Origin of the sequence: Nostoc sp. WHI (assembly GCF_015714725.1) — a bacterium.
GTDB lineage: Bacteria > Cyanobacteriota > Cyanobacteriia > Cyanobacteriales > Nostocaceae > Nostoc.
This window is the reverse complement of sequence record NZ_WBKM01000066.1, coordinates 17173-36483: the sequence shown is the minus strand read 5'-3', so window position 1 is coordinate 36483 and position 19311 is coordinate 17173. Positions and strand designations below refer to the sequence as shown.

At 43.3% G+C, this 19311-nt stretch carries 15 protein-coding genes and 1 pseudogene; 8 read left to right on the top strand and 8 right to left on the bottom strand.

What is annotated here, in order from left to right; all coding sequences use genetic code 11:
- The 5 genes and pseudogenes from F8S12_RS40385 to hetR all read left to right on the top strand — a co-directional run.
- Positions 1 to 210: pseudogene (locus tag F8S12_RS40385) on the top strand (hypothetical protein); the annotation flags it as partial.
- A gap of 498 nt (positions 211 to 708) precedes the next feature.
- On the top strand, positions 709 to 1755 hold the full coding sequence (locus F8S12_RS06875; RefSeq protein ID WP_196515578.1) for a zinc-dependent dehydrogenase: 1047 nt from the start codon (positions 709 to 711) through the stop codon (positions 1753 to 1755).
- 224 nt (positions 1756 to 1979) lie between these two features.
- Positions 1980 to 3296 (top strand): inorganic phosphate transporter, encoded by a 1317-nt coding sequence (locus tag F8S12_RS06870; RefSeq protein ID WP_196515577.1) that lies wholly within the window; start codon positions 1980 to 1982, stop codon positions 3294 to 3296.
- Positions 3297 to 4036: 740 nt separating this feature from the next.
- Positions 4037 to 6370 carry a DMT family transporter gene (locus tag F8S12_RS06865; protein ID WP_196515576.1) on the top strand — a complete coding sequence of 778 codons (2334 nt, stop codon included), beginning with the start codon at positions 4037 to 4039 and terminating at the stop codon, positions 6368 to 6370.
- 1794 nt (positions 6371 to 8164) lie between these two features.
- Entirely contained in the window at positions 8165 to 9064 is a 900-nt protein-coding gene (hetR, locus tag F8S12_RS06860) for a heterocyst differentiation master regulator HetR (protein WP_196515575.1), read from the top strand.
- Positions 9065 to 9392: 328 nt separating this feature from the next.
- On the opposite strand, the gene F8S12_RS06855 is transcribed toward hetR, so the two are convergent.
- The 4 genes from F8S12_RS06855 to F8S12_RS06845 form a co-directional block, all read right to left on the bottom strand.
- Positions 9393 to 9569 (bottom strand): hypothetical protein, encoded by a 177-nt coding sequence (locus tag F8S12_RS06855; RefSeq protein WP_196515574.1) that lies wholly within the window; start codon positions 9567 to 9569, stop codon positions 9393 to 9395.
- Between the two features lie 484 nt (positions 9570 to 10053).
- Complete coding sequence (locus F8S12_RS40380; RefSeq protein WP_331001362.1) at positions 10054 to 10284, bottom strand: glutathione S-transferase family protein; 231 nt, start codon at positions 10282 to 10284, stop codon at positions 10054 to 10056.
- Positions 10232 to 10447 carry a hypothetical protein gene (locus tag F8S12_RS40375; protein WP_230967844.1) on the bottom strand — a complete coding sequence of 72 codons (216 nt, stop codon included), beginning with the start codon at positions 10445 to 10447 and terminating at the stop codon, positions 10232 to 10234. Before F8S12_RS40375 ends, F8S12_RS40380 begins: the two co-directional genes overlap by 53 nt.
- A gap of 171 nt (positions 10448 to 10618) precedes the next feature.
- On the bottom strand, positions 10619 to 11353 hold the full coding sequence (locus tag F8S12_RS06845) for a hypothetical protein (protein ID WP_230967842.1): 735 nt from the start codon (positions 11351 to 11353) through the stop codon (positions 10619 to 10621).
- 460 nt (positions 11354 to 11813) lie between these two features.
- Here F8S12_RS06845 and rpsD point away from each other — a divergent pair, with 460 nt between their 5' ends.
- Positions 11814 to 12422: a 30S ribosomal protein S4 gene (gene rpsD / locus F8S12_RS06840; RefSeq protein WP_196515572.1), complete on the top strand. Its 609-nt coding sequence runs from the start codon at positions 11814 to 11816 to the stop codon at positions 12420 to 12422.
- A gap of 27 nt (positions 12423 to 12449) precedes the next feature.
- On the opposite strand, the gene F8S12_RS06835 is transcribed toward rpsD, so the two are convergent.
- Both F8S12_RS06835 and moaA read right to left on the bottom strand, forming a co-directional pair.
- Positions 12450 to 12632: a hypothetical protein gene (locus F8S12_RS06835; protein ID WP_196515571.1), complete on the bottom strand. Its 183-nt coding sequence runs from the start codon at positions 12630 to 12632 to the stop codon at positions 12450 to 12452.
- A gap of 3 nt (positions 12633 to 12635) precedes the next feature.
- Positions 12636 to 13622, bottom strand: a complete 987-nt coding sequence (gene moaA / locus F8S12_RS06830; RefSeq protein ID WP_196515570.1) for a GTP 3',8-cyclase MoaA — start codon at positions 13620 to 13622, stop codon at positions 12636 to 12638.
- A gap of 162 nt (positions 13623 to 13784) precedes the next feature.
- Here moaA and F8S12_RS06825 point away from each other — a divergent pair, with 162 nt between their 5' ends.
- Both F8S12_RS06825 and F8S12_RS06820 read left to right on the top strand, forming a co-directional pair.
- Positions 13785 to 14816, top strand: a complete 1032-nt coding sequence (locus tag F8S12_RS06825) for a hypothetical protein (RefSeq protein WP_196515569.1) — start codon at positions 13785 to 13787, stop codon at positions 14814 to 14816.
- A gap of 89 nt (positions 14817 to 14905) precedes the next feature.
- Positions 14906 to 15622, top strand: coding sequence for a Uma2 family endonuclease (locus F8S12_RS06820; RefSeq protein WP_196515568.1), 717 nt, complete (start codon positions 14906 to 14908; stop codon positions 15620 to 15622).
- Between the two features lie 329 nt (positions 15623 to 15951).
- Here F8S12_RS06820 and F8S12_RS06815 read toward each other — a convergent pair whose 3' ends face one another.
- Entirely contained in the window at positions 15952 to 18444 is a 2493-nt protein-coding gene (locus tag F8S12_RS06815) for a two-partner secretion domain-containing protein (protein WP_196515567.1), read from the bottom strand.
- Positions 18445 to 18616: 172 nt separating this feature from the next.
- Complete coding sequence (locus F8S12_RS06810) at positions 18617 to 18952, bottom strand: hypothetical protein (RefSeq protein WP_196515566.1); 336 nt, start codon at positions 18950 to 18952, stop codon at positions 18617 to 18619.
- Between the last annotated feature and the right edge of the window lie 359 nt (positions 18953 to 19311).

The window sequence follows — 19311 nt, the reverse complement described above, 5'->3', positions numbered from 1 at the left end:
GAGACGTACCAGTTTTGGTTCTCAAACCCAGGCTGGTAGCCATTTTGTGCAAAGGATGTTAACTGTTGTGACTACTCCGGAGGCGGAGCGTCTCCGGCTCCGCTCAAGTCTCAGCGTCGAAATGTCTTGGAATTTTTGACTCAAGCCATTAGCGCTAAACGCCAGGGTCAACCAACTCCTTCTTTACTTCCACAAGTTCCTGCCGAGTAAAGTTGCTGTCAAAAATGCTGCTTAAAACCCACGAATTTATACAGTTTGATTTCCCAAATTGAATCAGTCTGCTGTCTGCTTCTTTTGAACTCTAACTCTTTGATGTCAATGGGTTTTACTTTCTTGTAATTTGCGATCGCCCCGTGGTCGATTACTAAAGATCGTCATGTTCTTGCTGCTGCTGTAGTTGCTAAAGCGGAGATTATTGTTACCAGAAATATTAAAGACTTTCAGACTCAAGATTTAAACTATTGGAATGTAAAAGCACAGTCACCAGATGATTTTCTTGGTGATTTATTTGAACAATATCCTAAAATAATGGTTCAAATATTACTGAAACAATCTCAAAACTATAAAAGGAATCCTCTGACTTTTGTTGAATTACTAGATAAGCTGAGTAAGCAGATACCAGAATTTTCCCAAAAAATCCGCACTTTCATAACCTAACCTGAACCACTAAATGTTACATCTAGTATCATTGAGCGGGGAAAAACCAACGTGAAAGCACAGGTATTTAGAGGCGTCAATCAACTGTCTTACGAAGATATCCCAGTTCCAACCCTGGAACCAGATGAAGTGCTGGTACAGGTGCGGGTTGTGGGGTTATGTCAGTCAGATATTAAAAAAATTCGTTATCCACTTTATGAACCGCCGCGCATTTTTGGACATGAAACTGCCGGCACGATCGCAGCAATAGGCAATGATGTTAAAGGTTGGCAAGTTGGACAACGGGTGGCGGTAATGCACCACATCCCTTGTATGCGTTGCGCCTACTGCCTAAATGATAATTTTTCCATGTGCGATGTTTATAAAAACATTTCCACTACCGCAGGTTTTAACGCCAGTGGTGGCGGCTTTGCTGATTATGTCAAAGTTCCGGGACATATTGTGGAAAATGGCGGGTTAATTCCTATCCCGGATAATATCAGTTTTGAAGAAGCGAGTTTTGTAGAACCAACTAACTGCTGTTTGAAGGCGGTGAAAAAAGCCCAAATAGCGCCAGGACAAACTGTGTTAGTTACCGGTGCTGGGCCTATTGGGTTAATGTTTATTATGTTGGTGAAGTATTTCGGAGCAAAAGCGATCGCTACCGATTTACTACCCTCTAGAATTGAAAAAGCCTTGAGTGTCGGTGCAGATGCGGCTTTTGATGCCCGTGATGCCAATTTACCCGCCAAAATTCATGCTCTGACTAATGGATTGGGTGTTGATGTTACCCTGCTGGCTGTTCCTAGTGAGAAAGCCTTCTTTCAAGCACTTGATAGTACCCGCAAAGGCGGTAAGATATTATTTTTTGCTGAATTCCCCGATGAACTAGAAATTCCCATCAACCCCAATATCCTCTACCGTCGGGAAATTGACTTAATGGGCAGTTACAGCTCATCTTATCGGCTTCAAAGTCTGTCAGCTGATATTGTATTTAATCAGCGAATTGACGTGCAAGCATTGATTAGCGATCGCTATCCATTAAAAGATTTATCAGCAGCTGTCGAAGCTGCGATCGCACCTACACCGGATACTTACAAAATCTTGATTTATCCGTAAAAGGGAGATAAGGGGGATGAGGGAGTGTTAAAACTATAAGTTTAAAGCTCAAAGGTTTAGTGACGAAGCTCAAAGGTTTAGTGACGAAGCTCAAAGGTTCAGTGACAAAGCTCAAAGGTTCAGTGACGAAGCTCAGAGGTTCAGTGACGAAACTCAAAGGTTTAGTGACGAAGCTCAAATAAAAAGTCAAGTTTCATCTTCCCTACTTCCCCACCTCTCCAGATATGCCCTATACCCTACTTTTCGTAGCCCTACTAGCTTTCTACGTCGCCTGGAATCTCGGAGCAAACGATGTTGCTAACGCGATGGGAACCTCAGTAGGTTCTAAAGCTGTTACTCTCAAACAAGCACTAATAATTGCTGGGGTATTAGAGTTTACGGGTGCTGTATTGTTTGGGCATGAGGTAACGGAAACCCTAGCAACAAAAATTGCTAATCCCGCCTTATTCGCAGCTACGCCGCAAATATTCCTTGTTGGGATGATAACGGTGCTAATTTCCTGTGGTGTGTGGTTGCAAATTGCGACATCACGGGGTTTACCAGTGTCATCTTCTCATGCAGTTGTTGGCGCGATCGCTGGATTTAGTTGGGTAGCTTTGGGAGTAAATGCAATTGATTGGTCATCAATTGGCTTGATTACCATTGGCTGGATTTTAACGCCTGTAATCAGTGGTGCGATCGCTGCTTTATTCTACAGTCAAATCAAGCACTGGATTTTGGATCAACCCAATCAAGTAGTCCAGTTACAAGAGTGGATTCCCTGGTTAAGTACTTTGCTGCTGGGTGTATTTGGCGTGATTGTATTACCATCGCTAACTGAACCGCTAACCAATTTTGTAATTGAGCAAGTTGGTTTTACAATCCCTGCTTACGACATCCCACTATTAACGGGTGCAATAGCAGCAGTTGGACTCACCATCATTAGTTGGCGACAATTAGGCGAGATTGGAAGAGAAGGATTGGAAGAAAAATTTTTACCCCAGACTCAGGAATTACCATCAATCCAAAATCCAAAATCTAAAATCCAAAATCCCGTTGAGCGCTTATTCGCCCGATTCCAATTGCTGAGTGCTTGCTTTGTAGCTTTTGCTCATGGTTCTAATGATGTGGGAAATGCGATCGCTCCTTTAGCTGCGATCATTTACATCAATCGCACTGGTAGCGTACCTACAGATGGTATTACTATCCCCATTTGGATTTTAATCCTTGGTGGTGCTGGGATTGTTGGTGGTTTAGCCGTCTGGGGTAAAAAAGTCATCGCCACTATTGGCGAAAACATAATTGCCTTGCAACCTAGTAGTGGATTTTGTGCCGAACTTGCTACTGCTACCACCATCCTCATCGCCTCCCGTCTAGGTTTACCAGTCTCCACCTCTCACGCTCTCGTCGGCGGTGTCGTGGGTATTGGACTAGTGCAAAACTTCAAGTCGATTCAGTTCCAAACACTACAAGGCATTGCCGCCGCCTGGCTAATTACAATCCCCGTGAGTGCCATCCTCAGCGCTGCCATTTTTAGCATCGCCCGGATTTTATTCCTCTAAGAATTATTAATATTTTCCTAACTTTTTCCTCTACTGCATCTACTTAATATAGAACCTAGCTGCAACAACGCTAAAAAAGCGTGTTTTTGCAGAATTGCTGTTCATTCATTAGAATGTTTTGCAGGGGATAGCGTAACTTTGAATTTCCATAGAAAGATAATTTAATCTCTATTTAGAGATGTAAACTGTCACACAAGTTACATTCCAGACGAATTTACAGCTAGTTTCGCAAGTCATATCATGTCCGGCTTAATACTTATGTCATTGCGAGCGAAGCGCGGCAATCCCAAAGCCTTGCGATTGCTTCATTCCACTTCGTTACATTCGCAATGACATATCATAAGTGATTTGCCGAACTTGATATCAGACAATTTTGTGGCGGTGTCTAGCGACAAGTCGGTTTGCGCCTACGCACACGTATCTGCAAGTCTTTGACAGCAAAACAATAAATGTTTATTTGGAATGAGATTTTTTTAACAATAAAAATCTCATCGGCAAATACGTTGATGTAAATTAAACTGACCAAATACTAGTTAATGCTGAAGAGAACACGGTGTAATAACTCATGGGGCAAATTTGATGCTTTGCCAACCTGTGTCCAGTATGACAGAATTACGTTGAAATGCGGAAGTGCTGTTAAAATTTTTAATTTATCTGACAAAATACAGGAAATTAGTATGAGCGCCAATAAAGTGCACGGAAAGCAGCTTTATCGTCAAGGTGTTAGAGGTTAGAAGCTAATGGGGCGATTCGAGAAGCAACCAGAAAACCCGCGAGTCAGAGGCGAGCTATCTAGAGCAGCAGAAAATGCTCTCTGGGCTGTAGTTGAAGACTTAGAAAATCTCCAGCAGAATGTCCTCAGAGCTTTGCAGGAAGATGTAAAGCGGCTTCAGTCAGAAAAAAACCGATTATCTGATGACATTCAAAGCTTGTTAGAAGAAAAAGAGCATTTACAACAAGTGCGGCAAATCACTGAGCAGCAAGTGTTAATTCGACAACTGGCAGAAGTTCTGGCAAAGCATATATCTTCACAACTGCAATCCTCTCTGGCAACTTTAGCTAACCAAACCGTAGAGGGCAAATCTTACGAACAAGCGGCGCTGAAGTCCGCTGAGGTGAGCAGCAATGTAGTAGGTGAAATCAATGAAAAAGTCGAACACATGTTTGACAGCCTGGATGACACCGTTACTGTTACCTTTAACTCGCTGCAACAAGAACTGAAGAACTATCAAAGTAATCTTTCCCAACAGTTGTCACGGATGTATAGCCAGCAGCAGCAAGGGGAAACGATTTTGGCGGAGTTTGTTAATCGCCTGCATGGAGAACTAGAAAAAACTATAGAAGAAACTTCACGCAAACCAGCAACAGCAGCTACACCTACTGTTTTACAGTTTACGGAGCCAGAGAAAAACAGTTCTTTTGAGACATCCTCGGCACAGTTTGACGAAGTAGTAAAAAATTCTCCTGAGCCAATTTCCCTGATCCCTAATAACTTTTCAGAAAGCGAAATTACATCAGAGCCGACTATTGTTAGAGAAAACGCCGCGAACTCAATTTCTGTCCCCAGCAAAGACTTGTCACAAAGGGAAACGACATCAGAGCTTCCGATTGTTAGGGAAAACGCCGCAAACCCAATTTCCGTCCCCAGCAAAGACTTGTCACAAAGGGAAACGACATCAGAGCTTCCAATTCTTAGAGAAAACGCCGCGAACTCAATTTTTGTCCCTAGCAAGGACTTGTCGCCAAGGGAAACGACATCAGAGGCTCCTGCGGCTGTAGCTCCACCACCACAGGACAATGCCACCGAACCAATTTCTGTCCTCGGTAAAGACTTGTCAGAAAGAGAAACTACCTCAGAGCCGATCACTGGATCAGTGCCAGAGCCGGGAGCAATACCATCTTCACGAAGGAGAAACGCTACCGAACCAATTTCTGTCCTCCGCAGGAACGTGTCACAGAGTAAGGCTAAAACTCCAACTCCCACTGCACTAGAGCCGCAACAAAGAGAAAAATCTCCACGATCGCGATCGCGTAATTCCTCAGGTTTATCGCCGAGCCAAATCGGTTTATTGCTGATTGTGTTGTCGGCAGTGGTGTCGTCGCTTTACAACATAGCGATTAAGGTGATTTTTAACGAAGGTTCCCAGATTTTTGGAGTATTAGAGGTAGAACGATTGCTGCCGCCGACTTTGGGCAACACTCTGTTAATTTTGACGCTCCGGTTTATGGTGGTGGTACCACTAATGGTACTGTTGTCACCCATACTGCATCCAAGATTGTGGCAAGACTTGGAAAGCTTGGCTAATTCAGTCCGAGGAAATCCTACACCTACTAATACAACCACAAAGCGGATTTTGCTGTTGTCGGTTGTGAGTGGGTGCTTTTTGTTTTTGTCTCAGGTGCTAATCTACATTGCGATCGCTCAAGTAACCACTGGAATGGCGATCGCGCTGTTCTTTATCTATCCAATGGTTAGCGGTTTATTATCGTGGTTTCTGTTCCGGGATCGCCCTAGTTTATTCCGCATCGGTGCGATCGCTGCTGTTTGCTGCGGTGAATTATTGGTTTTATGGGGTTCTCCCAGCACAGGTATAGGTAATACTTCACTAGGAACCAGCGCCGCTATTCTTTCTGGCGTGGCTTTTGCTGCCTACATAATTCTGACGCGGGTTTGTGCTAGTAAACTACATCCAGTAACTTTTACTTTAATTAACTTCGCTACCATGCTGCTATTGAGTTTTATCTGCTTGATGCTACCTTTACCAAGCAGTTGGAATTTGGTAGTTGACTCCTCTAAAATGCTGGAACTGATTTTAAGCGCATTTATTTTAGGTGTACTGACTCTTGCCGGCTATTTACTGAACAATGTTGGTATTAGTAAATTAGGTGCCTCGCGATCGGCGATTATTGGTGGCAGCATTCCAGTCTTAACCGTGATTTTCGCTGGGTTAATCATTCAAGAAAATTTAGATATAGTGCAAATTCTGGGAGTATTATTAGTAACCTTTGGCGCGGCTGCTTTCAGCCTTGAAACAATGCGAAATCAGGTAAAACCCTCTAATCCCACAAATTAAATGGCGAGTTCAATTAGCTTAGGTGTGGTGGGAGCTACCTTACCTCCCATCACTTTCAGCATGATATGATATTTTGTCTGGCTGATTAATTGTCATTGCGATCGTGTGCGATCGTGGCGTAGCAATCTCCAAACGGCAAGCGAACTGCCACCCTTCTCTACGAGAGGCTGCGCCAACGAGACGCTCCGCGAACGTTTAGCGCAATGACACATCGTAAGTGATTAAGCGGACATGATATAAATCCCGATAATAATATATTTTATGGATTTAGGTTGGTATTAGGTGGGGATAACACTTATATATAAGCAGTAATCAGAATAACTAGACTTGTAATATATTTTTATGGATTTAGCCTGATATAGATAGGGAAAACACGTATATATAAGCAGCATGAGTAGTACTAACTCAAGTAATTGAGCATCATACTTGCTCAGATAAAAGATTGCCAAGGAGTTCAGACCATTGCAGCATGTTTCGGAAATTGGAGAGAAGGAAGTAGCACGAATGTCTAAACTAACCCGTTTCTTAAGCTTAGGAGACGATTTAATTACATGAATATATGGAGCGATCGCCCGTGAAAAAGCTAGGATCGCTATCATCCAAAAACCCTTGCTGAAAATAGTGAATTCCAAATTAAAAATGCCTCATTTCTATGGTATGGAGATTTGTCAAATGGCATCTCAATACGATTCACTTAAGGCAAGAGACGCGATAAATCGTGTCTTTCCGATCTAGAATTTTCATCAAAAAACCTTAATCGAACTGTATTGAATGGCATCTTTATTTCTGCCGCTCTGTACTACTGCTGCTACGCAAAATTTGCAATTACTATATCGCAAGCGGTTGGTTTATTTTGCCTAGATAGTCACTAATTTTTCGGTTATTAGCATTATTAATGCAGCTTAATACTATGCGATTAACTTGGTCTGAATCGAGGTTTTGTGTGTCAGCTTATAATCCAAAAAAATTCGACTTGAATTTAAGTAGGACATATGAAATTATCATCAAACCTTGATTTGTTGGAAAAATAAATTATTTAAATAGGTATTTTTTGTAAATTTTAAAATATATAAATTTATCGCAGATAGGAAAACAAATGATATAATAAATAGTGATATCCAAGAAAAATAGGTGCTTTGAAATTGGAATTATTTGCTCTACTTGATGTCTACTATCTTCCCTCAAGCCAACGGTCTATACTGCCGAGACATGACTGGAAGTTGGGAACAGGATGATAGTTCATAACGAGCCGTGTAGTTCAAACTTTAAATGTTGCTACACCTGGTAAGCGATTTCCTTTTAGATCACTCCCAATCATCTCAGCCACCTATGTACTAAAAATAATTTGCCAAAGCTGAATAAAAACCATGTTTTTCAAGTAATAGATATCCCAGATGAACCGCGCAAACTGGTTTTTACTCCGAGTCGGCACAACAAACACCATAATTAGGCGTAAGCGGCTTGACGTTGTTGATCTTGAAAGATGAGAAAATCCCAGAAAACTTAAAGACTTTGTAGATTACTTGCAACACAGTTGACTTTTGGGACGTAAATCGTCGTGAAGCCAAACTTTGTAATGTTTGTAATTTTCCGGTCAGATGCAAAGATAATTATGGTAACAACCACCGAATATGGTTGTGTACTAAAAAATATGTCAAAATGGTAGTTTGGGCTACTACCGATTTCATAGTTATCGCATACTAATAAAGTGAAGACATCGCTTCAGCCAGGTGTATACTACCTATTTTCATTCAACTTAAAATTGTGTAAACGTGCTATTCAATTGTCTGTAATATGAGTAACGACATAGATCTGATCAAACGTCTTGACCCCAGTGCGATGGATCAGATCATGCTTTATCTGGCTTTTAGTGCCATGCGGACGAGTGGGCACAGGCATGGGGCATTTTTAGATGCAGCCGCAACGGCAGCAAAGTGTGCAATTTACATGACTTATCTAGAGCAGGGACAAAACCTGCGAATGACAGGGCATTTGCACCACCTAGAGCCGAAACGGGTAAAAATTATAGTAGAAGAAGTCAGACAGGCGCTCACAGAAGGCAAACTGTTAAAAATGCTGGGTTCTCAGGAACCGCGCTATTTGATTCAATTGCCTTATGTCTGGCTAGAAAAATATCCTTGGCAACCGGGGAAGTCACGCGTTCCCGGAACCAATCTGACAAGTGAAGAAAAAAGACAAATTGAGCAAAAACTCCCAAGTAATCTACCTGACGCTCAGTTAGTTAGCTCATTTGAGTTTCTGGATTTGATTGAGTTTTTGCACAGGCGATCGCAAGACGAATTGCCACCCGAACACCAAATGCCTTTGAGTGAAGCCTTGGGTGAGCATATCAAGCGCCGTCTACTTCACTCAGGCACGGTAACACGCATTGATTCTCCTTGGGGAATGCCATTCTACGCTCTTACGCGTCCTTCTTATGCCCCAGCAGACGATCAAGAACGTACTTACATCATGGTGGAAGATACCGCTCGGTATTTCCGCATGATGAAAAATTGGGCAGAACGGCGGCGAAATGCCATGCGCTTGTTGGAAGAACTTGATATCCTTCCAGAAAAAATGGAGCAGGCAATGGAAGAATTGGATGAAGTTATCCGTGCCTGGGCAGATAAATATCACCAAGATGGTGGTATTGCAGTGATTTTACAGACAGCTTTTGGTCAAAGAGAAGACTAAGCTAAACCACATCTAGTTTGCATATCTATAGTTTATATAACTCTTGTGGGGTGGACAGCGTTCGATGGTTCCTGAGCGTTGTCGTACCCCCAACGGGGAAGCAAGCACGCGTAGCGTCCCGCAGGGAAGGACTGAGCGCTCACGGCGAAGTCTTGCCCGCTCTAATTATGCAAGTTAAATGTAGAACAGCTTAGTACTAATCGCTAAATTTAAAATTCAAAATTCCAAAAGCTTGTAAAGTAAGGTTTTGGAAAATTTTGGATGATTGATCTATTTTGAATTGTTAAAACTCGGATCTAACTTTGTGCTTTTCCTTCCAGTAGTGCCGCTAGAGTTTGCTGAAACAACTTCTCTTTGTCACCAAAGGCGGCATATAAGCTTCAGGCTGGATTCCTGTCGCTTGCACAATATCCTTCATGGAAATGTTGGCATAACTATGCTGCCAGAACAAATCCATAATGATCGTTAACACCTCATCCGTATCAAATTCTCGTTGTCGAACCACGGGATAATTGAATTTTTACAACTGAGTGTATTTGTCAAGTATATATATTTTTGAATGGTTGCTCAATATTATTTCGCAGCCTATAAATTTTGGAAAGTAAAAGCCACCAAAAGTTCAGGAGTGCTGAGTACTGAGTGCTGAGTAACCCCATAGACAAATCTAGGGGATTGAAGTAAGGACGCATTAAATATGCCCTACGCATCTCGAAATAAATATCTATTTCTTTTTCCATTGCCTTTAGGCAGGGGCTTTAGACCTTTTGTGCTGAGTGCGATTATTACTTTTTTTTACTCAGCACTCAGCACTCAGCACTGTTTCGGTAATGTTGAAAGATTTCCAATTAAAAAATATTCAATTTGTAGGGGTGCGTTAGAGGGCATTGGTGTCAACTTAAGCTCAAACCCCTTTAAAACCTCGTTTCTAGCCTCTGGCTGGAAATGCTCATCATTGGGCTGCTGCCGCGAATTTGGGAGTTAGATCCACCTCAGCCTGCCAAATTCGCAAGAGCCGGACGTTCGCCGCAGCGCTTCAGCCACGCCGTGACGTTGGGGAACAGCATCAGATCGACCTCCATCGTCCCGATCCAGCCGACGATGCCTTGCAGGTGCCTATCCGCCAGGCTGTAGTCGCCGATTAAGAACGATTTCCCCTCCAGTCCGCCGTCAAGAATTCTGAGACAGACGGCGAGATCCGCCTTTGCTTTCTGTACTGCGATCGCGCTGCGCTCCTCGGTAGGCGATCGCGGGGACTCTTCCGTTCGGGTTTACCTTGAGGAAGTCCGGTTTCCTGGTGTCGCCCGCACTGATGTCGAGCTTCACGCGATCGCAAGGGGTGCCGAGTTCTGCGAGAACGGCTTCGGTGATGCTCGCGGTGGACATGGGGGCGTAATAAAACGTGAGGCTCATTGCTTGTTCCTTCGGAAGGTTAAAAAAGTGACGCACCCGACAAATTAAGATTGGATGATTTATTTTTTGGTAGTCCTTGAGTAGGTTGGGCAAATTAGCCAACCCTAAAGTCAAGCTGTATTTTTAGTCAATTAGCACTGTAATTTAATTAGTCCCCGGTTGCGCTGGAACAAGCGGTTGCGCTGGAAATGGGGTAGTGTCGAGACTTGGACTTGATCCCGCAGGAATTATACTCGGCGGTGTAGACGAAGATGAAGCGCCGATAACGCTGCTGTCACTGCCATCACTACAAGCATATAGCGACTGGTTTTTTGGAACCTGATCGCCCGTAATTTTGGTTAGTAGCGGCTTTGATGCCAAGGCAGTTGCTTGTCGTAAACCTTTCACACACAGCCCAAACCGCTCAGGTAACAAACTGCGACCACAGAAATCCAAAGTTGCTTGATTAATTTTCTCCTCACTATCTAAATTCTGATCATTGATATCTACCTGAAGATTCGGTCTGACATAATCAACTACACAGGTAGCTAAATCCTCAGGACGCCGGGCTTTACCACAGTAAGAAAGCGCATTTGCCCCTGAAATTACGGTTTCCTTGTTGATTTTAAGGTCGTTAATTTTAACCACGCAAGCAGCTAAATCTCTGGGACGTAGTGCCTTTGCACAAGCTTGTGCTGCCGCTTCTGCCGTTATACTCACCTTTAGGAGGCGAACCGCACATGCACCGTAATCATTGTTAGCTGAAGCAGCGATCGCCATATCAGGTAAAGTTGTTGTCAACAATCCAGCGATCGCTAAAACTGGTACTGTTAAAATCCTAGAGGTGGAATTGCTTTGTTTGTTCTGACGTCTGCTAACCACTTTTTTGCTCTGTGACATTGCCATTCTCCAAACACCCAAAGTTATGTTAACTCAAATATTTTAAAAATCCTCTGCAATTAAAGAATTTCAGCGTCAGCAAGGTATATACATAATTAATTATGTCGGAAATTGTGTTAACATAACTGTTTGAAAGATAAGTAGGCAACGTAAAAAGTATTTCAGATTTAAGAATACTGCATAAACCAATCTGATGATTGAGTAGCCTACGGAACTAAATAAACACAAAAAACTTATTAGCAAGAGTACGGCGGGGCACGTCGGAATTCAGGCTTGGAAGTCAGTGCGTCGGCTCTACCGACTAAAGCAACTGGCGTAAAGAAGATGCTTCTACTTGGTAGGATACGTCATACCAAGGCAAGCAGTTTCGGAAAACCAAGAATCCCCTGATTTCTCATCAGGGGAATGTCAAAATTGAATGTCTAGGTAAAGTTTAAACAGGATTAGATTAAGGAAACTCATGTCCCGATATAGAGGGCCACGCCTCAGAATTGTCCGCCGCTTAGGCGACTTACCAGGATTGACTCGTAAAAGCGCCAGACGCGCTTACCCGCCAGGTATGCATGGTCAGAACCGCAAGAAGCGCTCTGAGTATGCTATCCGTCTAGAGGAAAAGCAAAAACTCCGCTTCAACTACGGTTTGACTGAAAAGCAATTGCTCCGCTATGTCCGGAAAGCCAGACGGGTTACTGGTTCTACTGGACAAGTGCTGCTGCAATTGCTAGAAATGCGCTTGGATAATACCGTTTTCCGTTTGGGTATCGCTCCGACGATTCCAGCAGCTCGGCAACTGGTAAATCACAGTCATATCACTGTTAACGGTCGTGTGGTGAATATTGCCAGCTACCAATGCCGCCCCGGTGAGGTAATTGCTGTTAGGGATAGAGTACAATCACGCAAAATGGTGGAAACTAACTTGCAATATCCGGGTTTAGCCAACCTCCCCAGTCATTTGGAGTTTGACAAAACTAAGTTGGTTGGTAAAGTCAACAGCGTTATTGAGCGCGAATGGGTGGCGCTACAGGTTAATGAACTACTTGTGGTGGAATACTACTCACGGCAAGCTTAATAGTTATTTGTCCTTAGTCATTTGTCCTTAGTTATTTGCAAAGGACAAATGACCAATGACCAATGACCAATGACCAATGACCAATGACCAATGACCAATGACCAATGACCAATGACCAATGCCCAATGCCCAATGCCCAATGACCAATGCCCAATGCCCAATGACCAATGACCAATGACCAATGACCAATGACCAATGACCAATGACCAATGACTATCCGCCAATTTGCGACATGGTGCGGGTATATGTACCTGAAATGCCAGAATCGCGCCCTTTAAAGTTAATTTCTGGCTTGATTTCGAGTAAATGCCTGACCTGCTCTTGTAATTGAGCAGTGCTAGTGCCAGAACGCAGAGCAGTTTTTAAATCTATTTGACCAGTTTCATTTAATAAACAAGGACGCAGCCAGCCATCAGCACTAAGGCGCATCCGGTTACAACGATCGCAAAAACATTCCGACATTTGACTAATAAATCCTAGTGTCCCCTTCGCACCGGGAATTTGAAAGACATCAGCAGGCCCAGCACCACGCACTTGAGATTCTGTCAAGCCCCAACGATCGCGGATTTGTTGGCGTAATTCGGCTGAAGATACCCAACCGCGATCGCCAAACAAATGCACATTACCAATGGGCATAAATTCAATAAATCGAACGTGCCACTGTTTATCAATTGTCAGGGCGGCTAAATCGAGAATTTCGTGGTCGTTGACTCCAGGAATCACCACCACATTCAGCTTCAGGGGGTCAAATCCGACGCGATAAGCTGCTTGAATCCCATCCCAAACTTGTTGCCAACGAGAACGCCCCTGATTACCGATAATTTGCTCAAAAATGTCGGGATCAAGAGAGTCTAGACTAATATTAATTCGTCGCAAACCAGCATTGTAGAGGTTTTGCGCCATCGGAGCCAGTAAAAATCCGTTGGTGGTCATTGAGAGGTCTTGAGTTTGGGGAAGAGAGGCGATCGCACCGACCAAATCCACCACACGCGGACGCAATAAGGGTTCACCCCCAGTCAAACGAAACCGATTAAAGCCGACTGGAATAAATACCTCTTGAATTAAGGTGAGCAGCTCCTCATCAGTCAACAGCTGTTGCTTGAGAATATAGTCCAGTTCTACTCCCTCTGGCATACAGTATTGACAACGAAAATTGCAGCGATCAATTAAGCTAATTCGGAGGTAGTCTACCTGGTTCATCGTTTTATTTTTATTGTCTTTGAGCGATTAAAGACCATATTGAGGTAGTTTACCACTTACTACGATTTTGCTGTAATTCAAGATACCGTACCACCTCTTAAGTCAGAATTTACAGATTGTGGCATAATAAGCCGATCGCATCCACCTAGTTAGTCATCAATCGTGCAAGATACCGACTCTATCAACGACCTTGCTGCCGCTTTACAACAGCCAGCAGATATTACCTTTGAACTGCCCGATCCAGAAGATGAACTGATTCTAGAGTCAGATTTTCAACAGCAGCTCGAAATAGCTTGGCAGGTATGCGATCGCTTTGATTTGCAAACTGAAATCTGGCGGGGACGAATTTTACGGGCTATCCGCGATCGAGAAAAAATGGGTGGTGACGGACGCGGTACAGGCTTTCTGGCATGGTTAAAGGAGCGGGAAATCAGTAAAAGTCAAGCTTATTCCTGGATTCAACTGGCCAATAGTGCCGATACTCTGATCGAAGATGGTAAACTTGACCCCGGATCTGTGAATAACTTCAGCAAACGGGCATTTATCGAAACCTCCAAAGCATCCCCAGAGGTGCAACAGATGGTGAGTGAAGCCGCACAAAAAGGCGATCGGATCACCAGGCGCGAAGTACGTCAACTCAGCGACGAATGGACAGCCATGTCTTCAGATTTACTACCTCAAGAAGTTAAGGAAAAAGCAGCAGATAACACCCTTCCCCCCCGCTACATCGCCCCATTGGTGAAGGAAATGGAAAAACTGCCAGAATCGCACCAAAAATTTATCCAAAAGGAAATTGCTGCTAACCCAGATGTGGATACGCTGAAACAGGTAACTACAGAAGCGCGTAACTTGGCGAAATACCTGAAAGGAGCGGCTCAAGTCCAGGCGTTGACGCAGGAAAATGTTGATATTGAAACAGCCTTAGAAGAAGCGCAAAGAGTCGGCTGTTTGAGCATAGCTGCTGATTTGGTAAATCAAGCATCACAGATTGAACAAACGATCGCTAAACTGTACATGACTTGGAAACGGATCGGTAATTTAGCAGATCGATTATATGTAGATACTGGTGCAAGTACACCCAACTTGCGATCGCTCCTCACTTGTTTGGAACCTCTGGGTGGTGAAATTATGGAATTGCAACTTAGTGGCGCAACTGAACACACTATTCGTTTGCAAATTCAGGAGACGAGTTAGGGAATAAGCAGCAGGCTACACCTACGCAATTGCTCTTTGGTGTAAAGTTGTGCGACATAATAGCAATAGCCACCTGACTCCAGCTTTCTATGTCAACCACCATCAGTGAACCCATTGTCACTTGGGAAAAGTTACCTGATGACTTTCCTTTACTCGATGAACCTGTGGATAACATCAGTCAGCCAGCGATCGCATTTGCCCTCACTGAAAGCTTGGAACTGGCAGGGTTAATTCAGCCTCAGATACTCATCGGTACAAATTTTGGGATTTGTGCAACTGTAGATGGCAAGTTCGTGATTAAAGCCCCGGATTGGTTCTATGTCCCTTCTGTGTTAGGGACAGTTCCACCAAACCAAAACCGTCGTAGTTATACCCCAAAGCTAGAAGGAGAAGTTCCGGCGATCGTCATGGAATTTTTGTCAGAGACAGAAGGTAGTGAATACTCAATTAAAGCTAAGTACCCACCTGGTAAGTGGTACTACTATGAGCGCATTCTCCAAGTCCCCATCTATGTAATTTTTGAACCAGAGGCGGGGTGGGTGGAAGTTTATCAACTAAGTGCTTCCGGGCAATACGAACTCCAGCAACCGAATCAGGATGAACGGTATTGGATTGCTAGTATTGGGCTGTTTTTAGGAATTTGGCAGGGGGTGAAAGTAAATCGCGCTGGCTATTGGTTGCGCTGGTGGGATGAAGCTGGACAATTGCTGCTGTGGGGAGCAGAACGGTTACAACAAGAAAAGGGATTGCGATCGCGTATGGCCGCGAAGTTACGAGAATTAAACATTGATCCAGAGACAGTTTAACTTAAGGTAAGTTTGACGAACCTCTCCCTGCCTTGAATTTTAATTCAAGTATGTCCCTCTCCGACTCGGCTACGGTGTACACACATCTTTCTAAAAAACCAAAATCGTCGTAGATCCCCCTAAATCCCCCGATAAATGGGGGACTTTGAGAGCTTTTTGCCCCCTTTTTTAAGGGGGGGTTGGGGGGATCAAAAGCCTGTGGGACAACTCTAAAAGACTTGTGTGTACACCGTAACTCCGAGTCGGAGAGCAACGGTTTTGCATAGTAAAACCTTTGGTCTTTTGATTCAGCTAATTAGGCGGACACTATATTAGCCGTGAATTCACGTCTAATTAGCAGCGCAAAATGCAGTGGTGAGCGAGGAGTTATGGGGCGACGCAGTGGGCACTTGAGCAACCAGAACCACGTTACCATTAGCATCTATAACCCATCCTTGGGCTTCTACAATTTGAGTAGGTTCATTGACATAATTAATCTTCTGTGATTTTTTTTCTGTGTTTCGCTGCTTCTGAGCAACCACTCTGTTATTAATACCTTCAGCACTATTCTGACTCTCTGGCTCTAGTGTGATCCAATCTGCCAGCACCGCATCATCAGCTATCAATGGCTTCGTGGGATCTGATATTAATCCTCCACGCCCAGTTGCAATAAATGAACTCCTTCCTATTTTTCCACCAGAATTACAATCAGCAGCAATTTGCTGCGAAGCATCAACCAGATTTACAGGCAATTCTACTAATCCTTTACTGGGGTCAGCATCGGGTGAGTTGATTTGTACAGTGCCATTTAATGAAGGGTTCTGCTGAGAAAATGCGGTGATGTCACTTGTTGGCAGCCTACTTGGGTCTAGTGGCTTTTTAGGGTTCAACAGCCTTTTTAGGTCTGCACGGGTGCGGGGGATAAAACCAAAGATGTTCTTAGCGGTGATTGTGATTTTACCACCTGAGCCAGAGAAGGCATTGGCGGTGATATCGTTATTTCCGAAGGGAGTAGCGACAAGAAAGCCATTAGGTGCATTGATGGTGATATTACCGCCATCTCCATCACCCCCAGCGTTAGTGGTTATTTTACTTTTGCGGCGCATCAGTAACAAGTCCCGCACCTCTAACGCAATATTCCCCCCCTGACCTGACTCACTATTAGATGTGAGTGTTCCTTCGTCGAGCAGGATGGAGTCAGCGGTTATATTGAGTTCGCCTGCTAGACCTAAATTAGGTACACCACCTTGATAGTTGACACCCTTTCTAGCTTGGCTGCTTACAGTTATTGCAGCTCCATCTTTGATAATTAATTGCTCTGTCGTTAGCGTCAAGTTGCCCCCATCTCCAGTCGCTTCAGTGCCAGCAAACAAGCCGCTGAGTTTAGAACCATTTGGTGAGGTTCCACTTAGTTCTATAGTTTCGGAGGCATTGACTGTCAAATTTCCCCCATATCCTGTGGCTGGGATGAGTTGATTTAGATTAGTTAGGAATATTCCGGAAGACTCTACTGATACCCCTGCTCCTCCCTGAATACTCAACCTTCTAGTGTTTATCGTTATGTCACCAGCATTTCCACTACCATAAGTTGCGCTAAACAATCCGCTGGGTCGTAAATCAGTACCGTCTTGTAAGGGTGGATCAATTATGGTGCCGCCGATCAGTTCTACCGAATTTGAGGCATTTACGATTAATTGACCCGGCAAACCCGAACCAAGATTATACATTAATACTTGTGATCCATCCCTGACAATTAACTTCCCGGTAGTGATCTTTATATTTCCAGCGTTTCCAGTAGAGTAAGTCCCAGTTGACAATATTGCATTGCCGCCGAGTTCTACAGACTCGGCGGCAGTAACTATCAAATTGCCTCCTGGTTGTGCTCCTAAAGTATCAGAAAATATCTGTGAGTCGTCATTGAGTAGCACACGCCTACTCTGTATTTGGATATTACCGCCGCCCTCGCCACTAGTATCTATATTAGATGTATATATGCTAGAACCATCAGTTCGCTGCATGAGTTGAATGTTCTGGAAATTATGAACACCTTCATACCCTAAACTCCAGCCTTGGTTTGTTGAATTCAGACTAACTAGACTATTGCTAGCGACACTTCCTAGCTCAATTCGTCCCGACTCTACTGTTAAATTTCCTCCCTCTAGGATTACATCACCACCTATAAGTGCCAAGGTTTTGCCTTGCTGCACCTGTAGACCAACAGGTTGCCCTAAATTATTAGTTGTTTTGCCATCTAAACTGGGTGCTTGGGATTGATTGCGGATGGTAGCAGCAGTTGCTCCAAATTGTAAACCAATGGGAACACTTACTTTTAGTAGGGGTATGGTTTGAGGATCTGTGGCACTAAACTTAATACCGTCTGCAAAATTCAGATTACTGGCCGTACTTGCAACAAATGAGCCGGCGATGTCTAGAGACGCATTGGAACCAAAAATAATCCCATTGGGATTAATCAAAAACAGGTTGGCTGTGCCGTTAGCTTTAAGAATGCCATCAATATTAGAAATAGATTTGCCTGTTACCCGACTTATAATATTTTGAATTTTTGCCCCATCATTGTTAAAGTAAGCTGTACTTCCAGTCGATACAGAAAACTGTTCAAAGCTGTGGAACAGATTTGTGCCACGAATTGCCCCACCATCAATTTGGTCAGTAGGCTGACCATTGATTAGCTTGGGCGTAACAACTGAATTTTCCGATCCCAAAGTGTCATCTTTGATAATTTGGGCTAAGGCATAACTCCCAGGGAAAGTGAACGCTCCCGTTATTCCTAAAGCACTCACTAATCCTAACTTCCAGTACAAAATATTTTGATTTTGAGCCATTATTATATAATTCGCACGAAAAAAACAATAGTTTAGTAAATTACTGCTCATTACTAATTAGGATAATGATCCTGTGAGATGATCTATACAGCCTAAATAAGTGAGTATAAAAATTGGTATTTTTATACTCACTTGGATGAGGTTCTTAGCTACTGTGTAAAGACTACATCCTTCAGCAAAAGCAGCCTTTAAGACTTTGGTTTGTAGGGCAAGGGATACACAATGATTTTGTCACTAGCACTAATTCCTGTCCTGGTCTTCCTGAAATTTCTGTCAAAAATTTATTGGCTTGTTTATTATCAATAGCATTACTATCTTGAACTTTATTTAGATTGATACTGCACTGAAACTGAATTTTAAGAACTTTGTCTCCTGATATAGAATGCTTTTCGAGTACCTTGTGGAAGTTAGAATTCTCCAGTATCTCAGTTATTTCCCGCTGAATCTCGTCTTGTACCTGCTGTAATATTTGAGCATCTATAGTTGACTGTACTGTTTGAGATTCCATGAATTTTGCTCTCTTTGCAGATTGGTAAATGTGTGAACTTATCTTGTAATGTACTAAATTAACCTGACTTCAATTAGTACACTTTGGCAACAAAGGAATCAAGGATATATAGTCTAGAGTGTCACGAAAGCATTAGGTTTCTAACGCTCTTGCGAACTCCCATAACTATGACATCAGCTTGGCTAGTAATAATTACGCATTGTGTAACAAAACTTCATATATTTCTGTTACATTTCCTTAAAGGATTGATGAATCTGGCTACTGACCGTTAATCACTCAAGAAGATTGAGTGATTGATACCTCCTCAACTCTCACACTCTGCTTACGGTTTGGATAAGCCTACGGCTTAAAGCGTTACT

Excerpts from the sequence above, each read along its gene's own strand:
- F8S12_RS06870 (WP_196515577.1), top strand. The coding sequence starts at position 1,980 with ATGCCCTATACCCTACTTTTCGTAGCCCTACTAGCTTTCTACGTCGCC.
- F8S12_RS06865 (WP_196515576.1), top strand. The coding sequence starts at position 4,037 with ATGGGGCGATTCGAGAAGCAACCAGAAAACCCGCGAGTCAGAGGCGAG.
- hetR (WP_196515575.1), top strand. The coding sequence starts at position 8,165 with ATGAGTAACGACATAGATCTGATCAAACGTCTTGACCCCAGTGCGATG.
- F8S12_RS40375 (WP_230967844.1), bottom strand. The coding sequence starts at position 10,447 with ATGTCCACCGCGAGCATCACCGAAGCCGTTCTCGCAGAACTCGGCACC.
- F8S12_RS06845 (WP_230967842.1), bottom strand. The coding sequence starts at position 11,353 with ATGTCACAGAGCAAAAAAGTGGTTAGCAGACGTCAGAACAAACAAAGC.
- rpsD (WP_196515572.1), top strand. The coding sequence starts at position 11,814 with ATGTCCCGATATAGAGGGCCACGCCTCAGAATTGTCCGCCGCTTAGGC.
- moaA (WP_196515570.1), bottom strand. The coding sequence starts at position 13,622 with ATGAACCAGGTAGACTACCTCCGAATTAGCTTAATTGATCGCTGCAAT.
- F8S12_RS06820 (WP_196515568.1), top strand. The coding sequence starts at position 14,906 with ATGTCAACCACCATCAGTGAACCCATTGTCACTTGGGAAAAGTTACCT.
- F8S12_RS06815 (WP_196515567.1), bottom strand. The coding sequence starts at position 18,444 with ATGGCTCAAAATCAAAATATTTTGTACTGGAAGTTAGGATTAGTGAGT.
- F8S12_RS06810 (WP_196515566.1), bottom strand. The coding sequence starts at position 18,952 with ATGGAATCTCAAACAGTACAGTCAACTATAGATGCTCAAATATTACAG.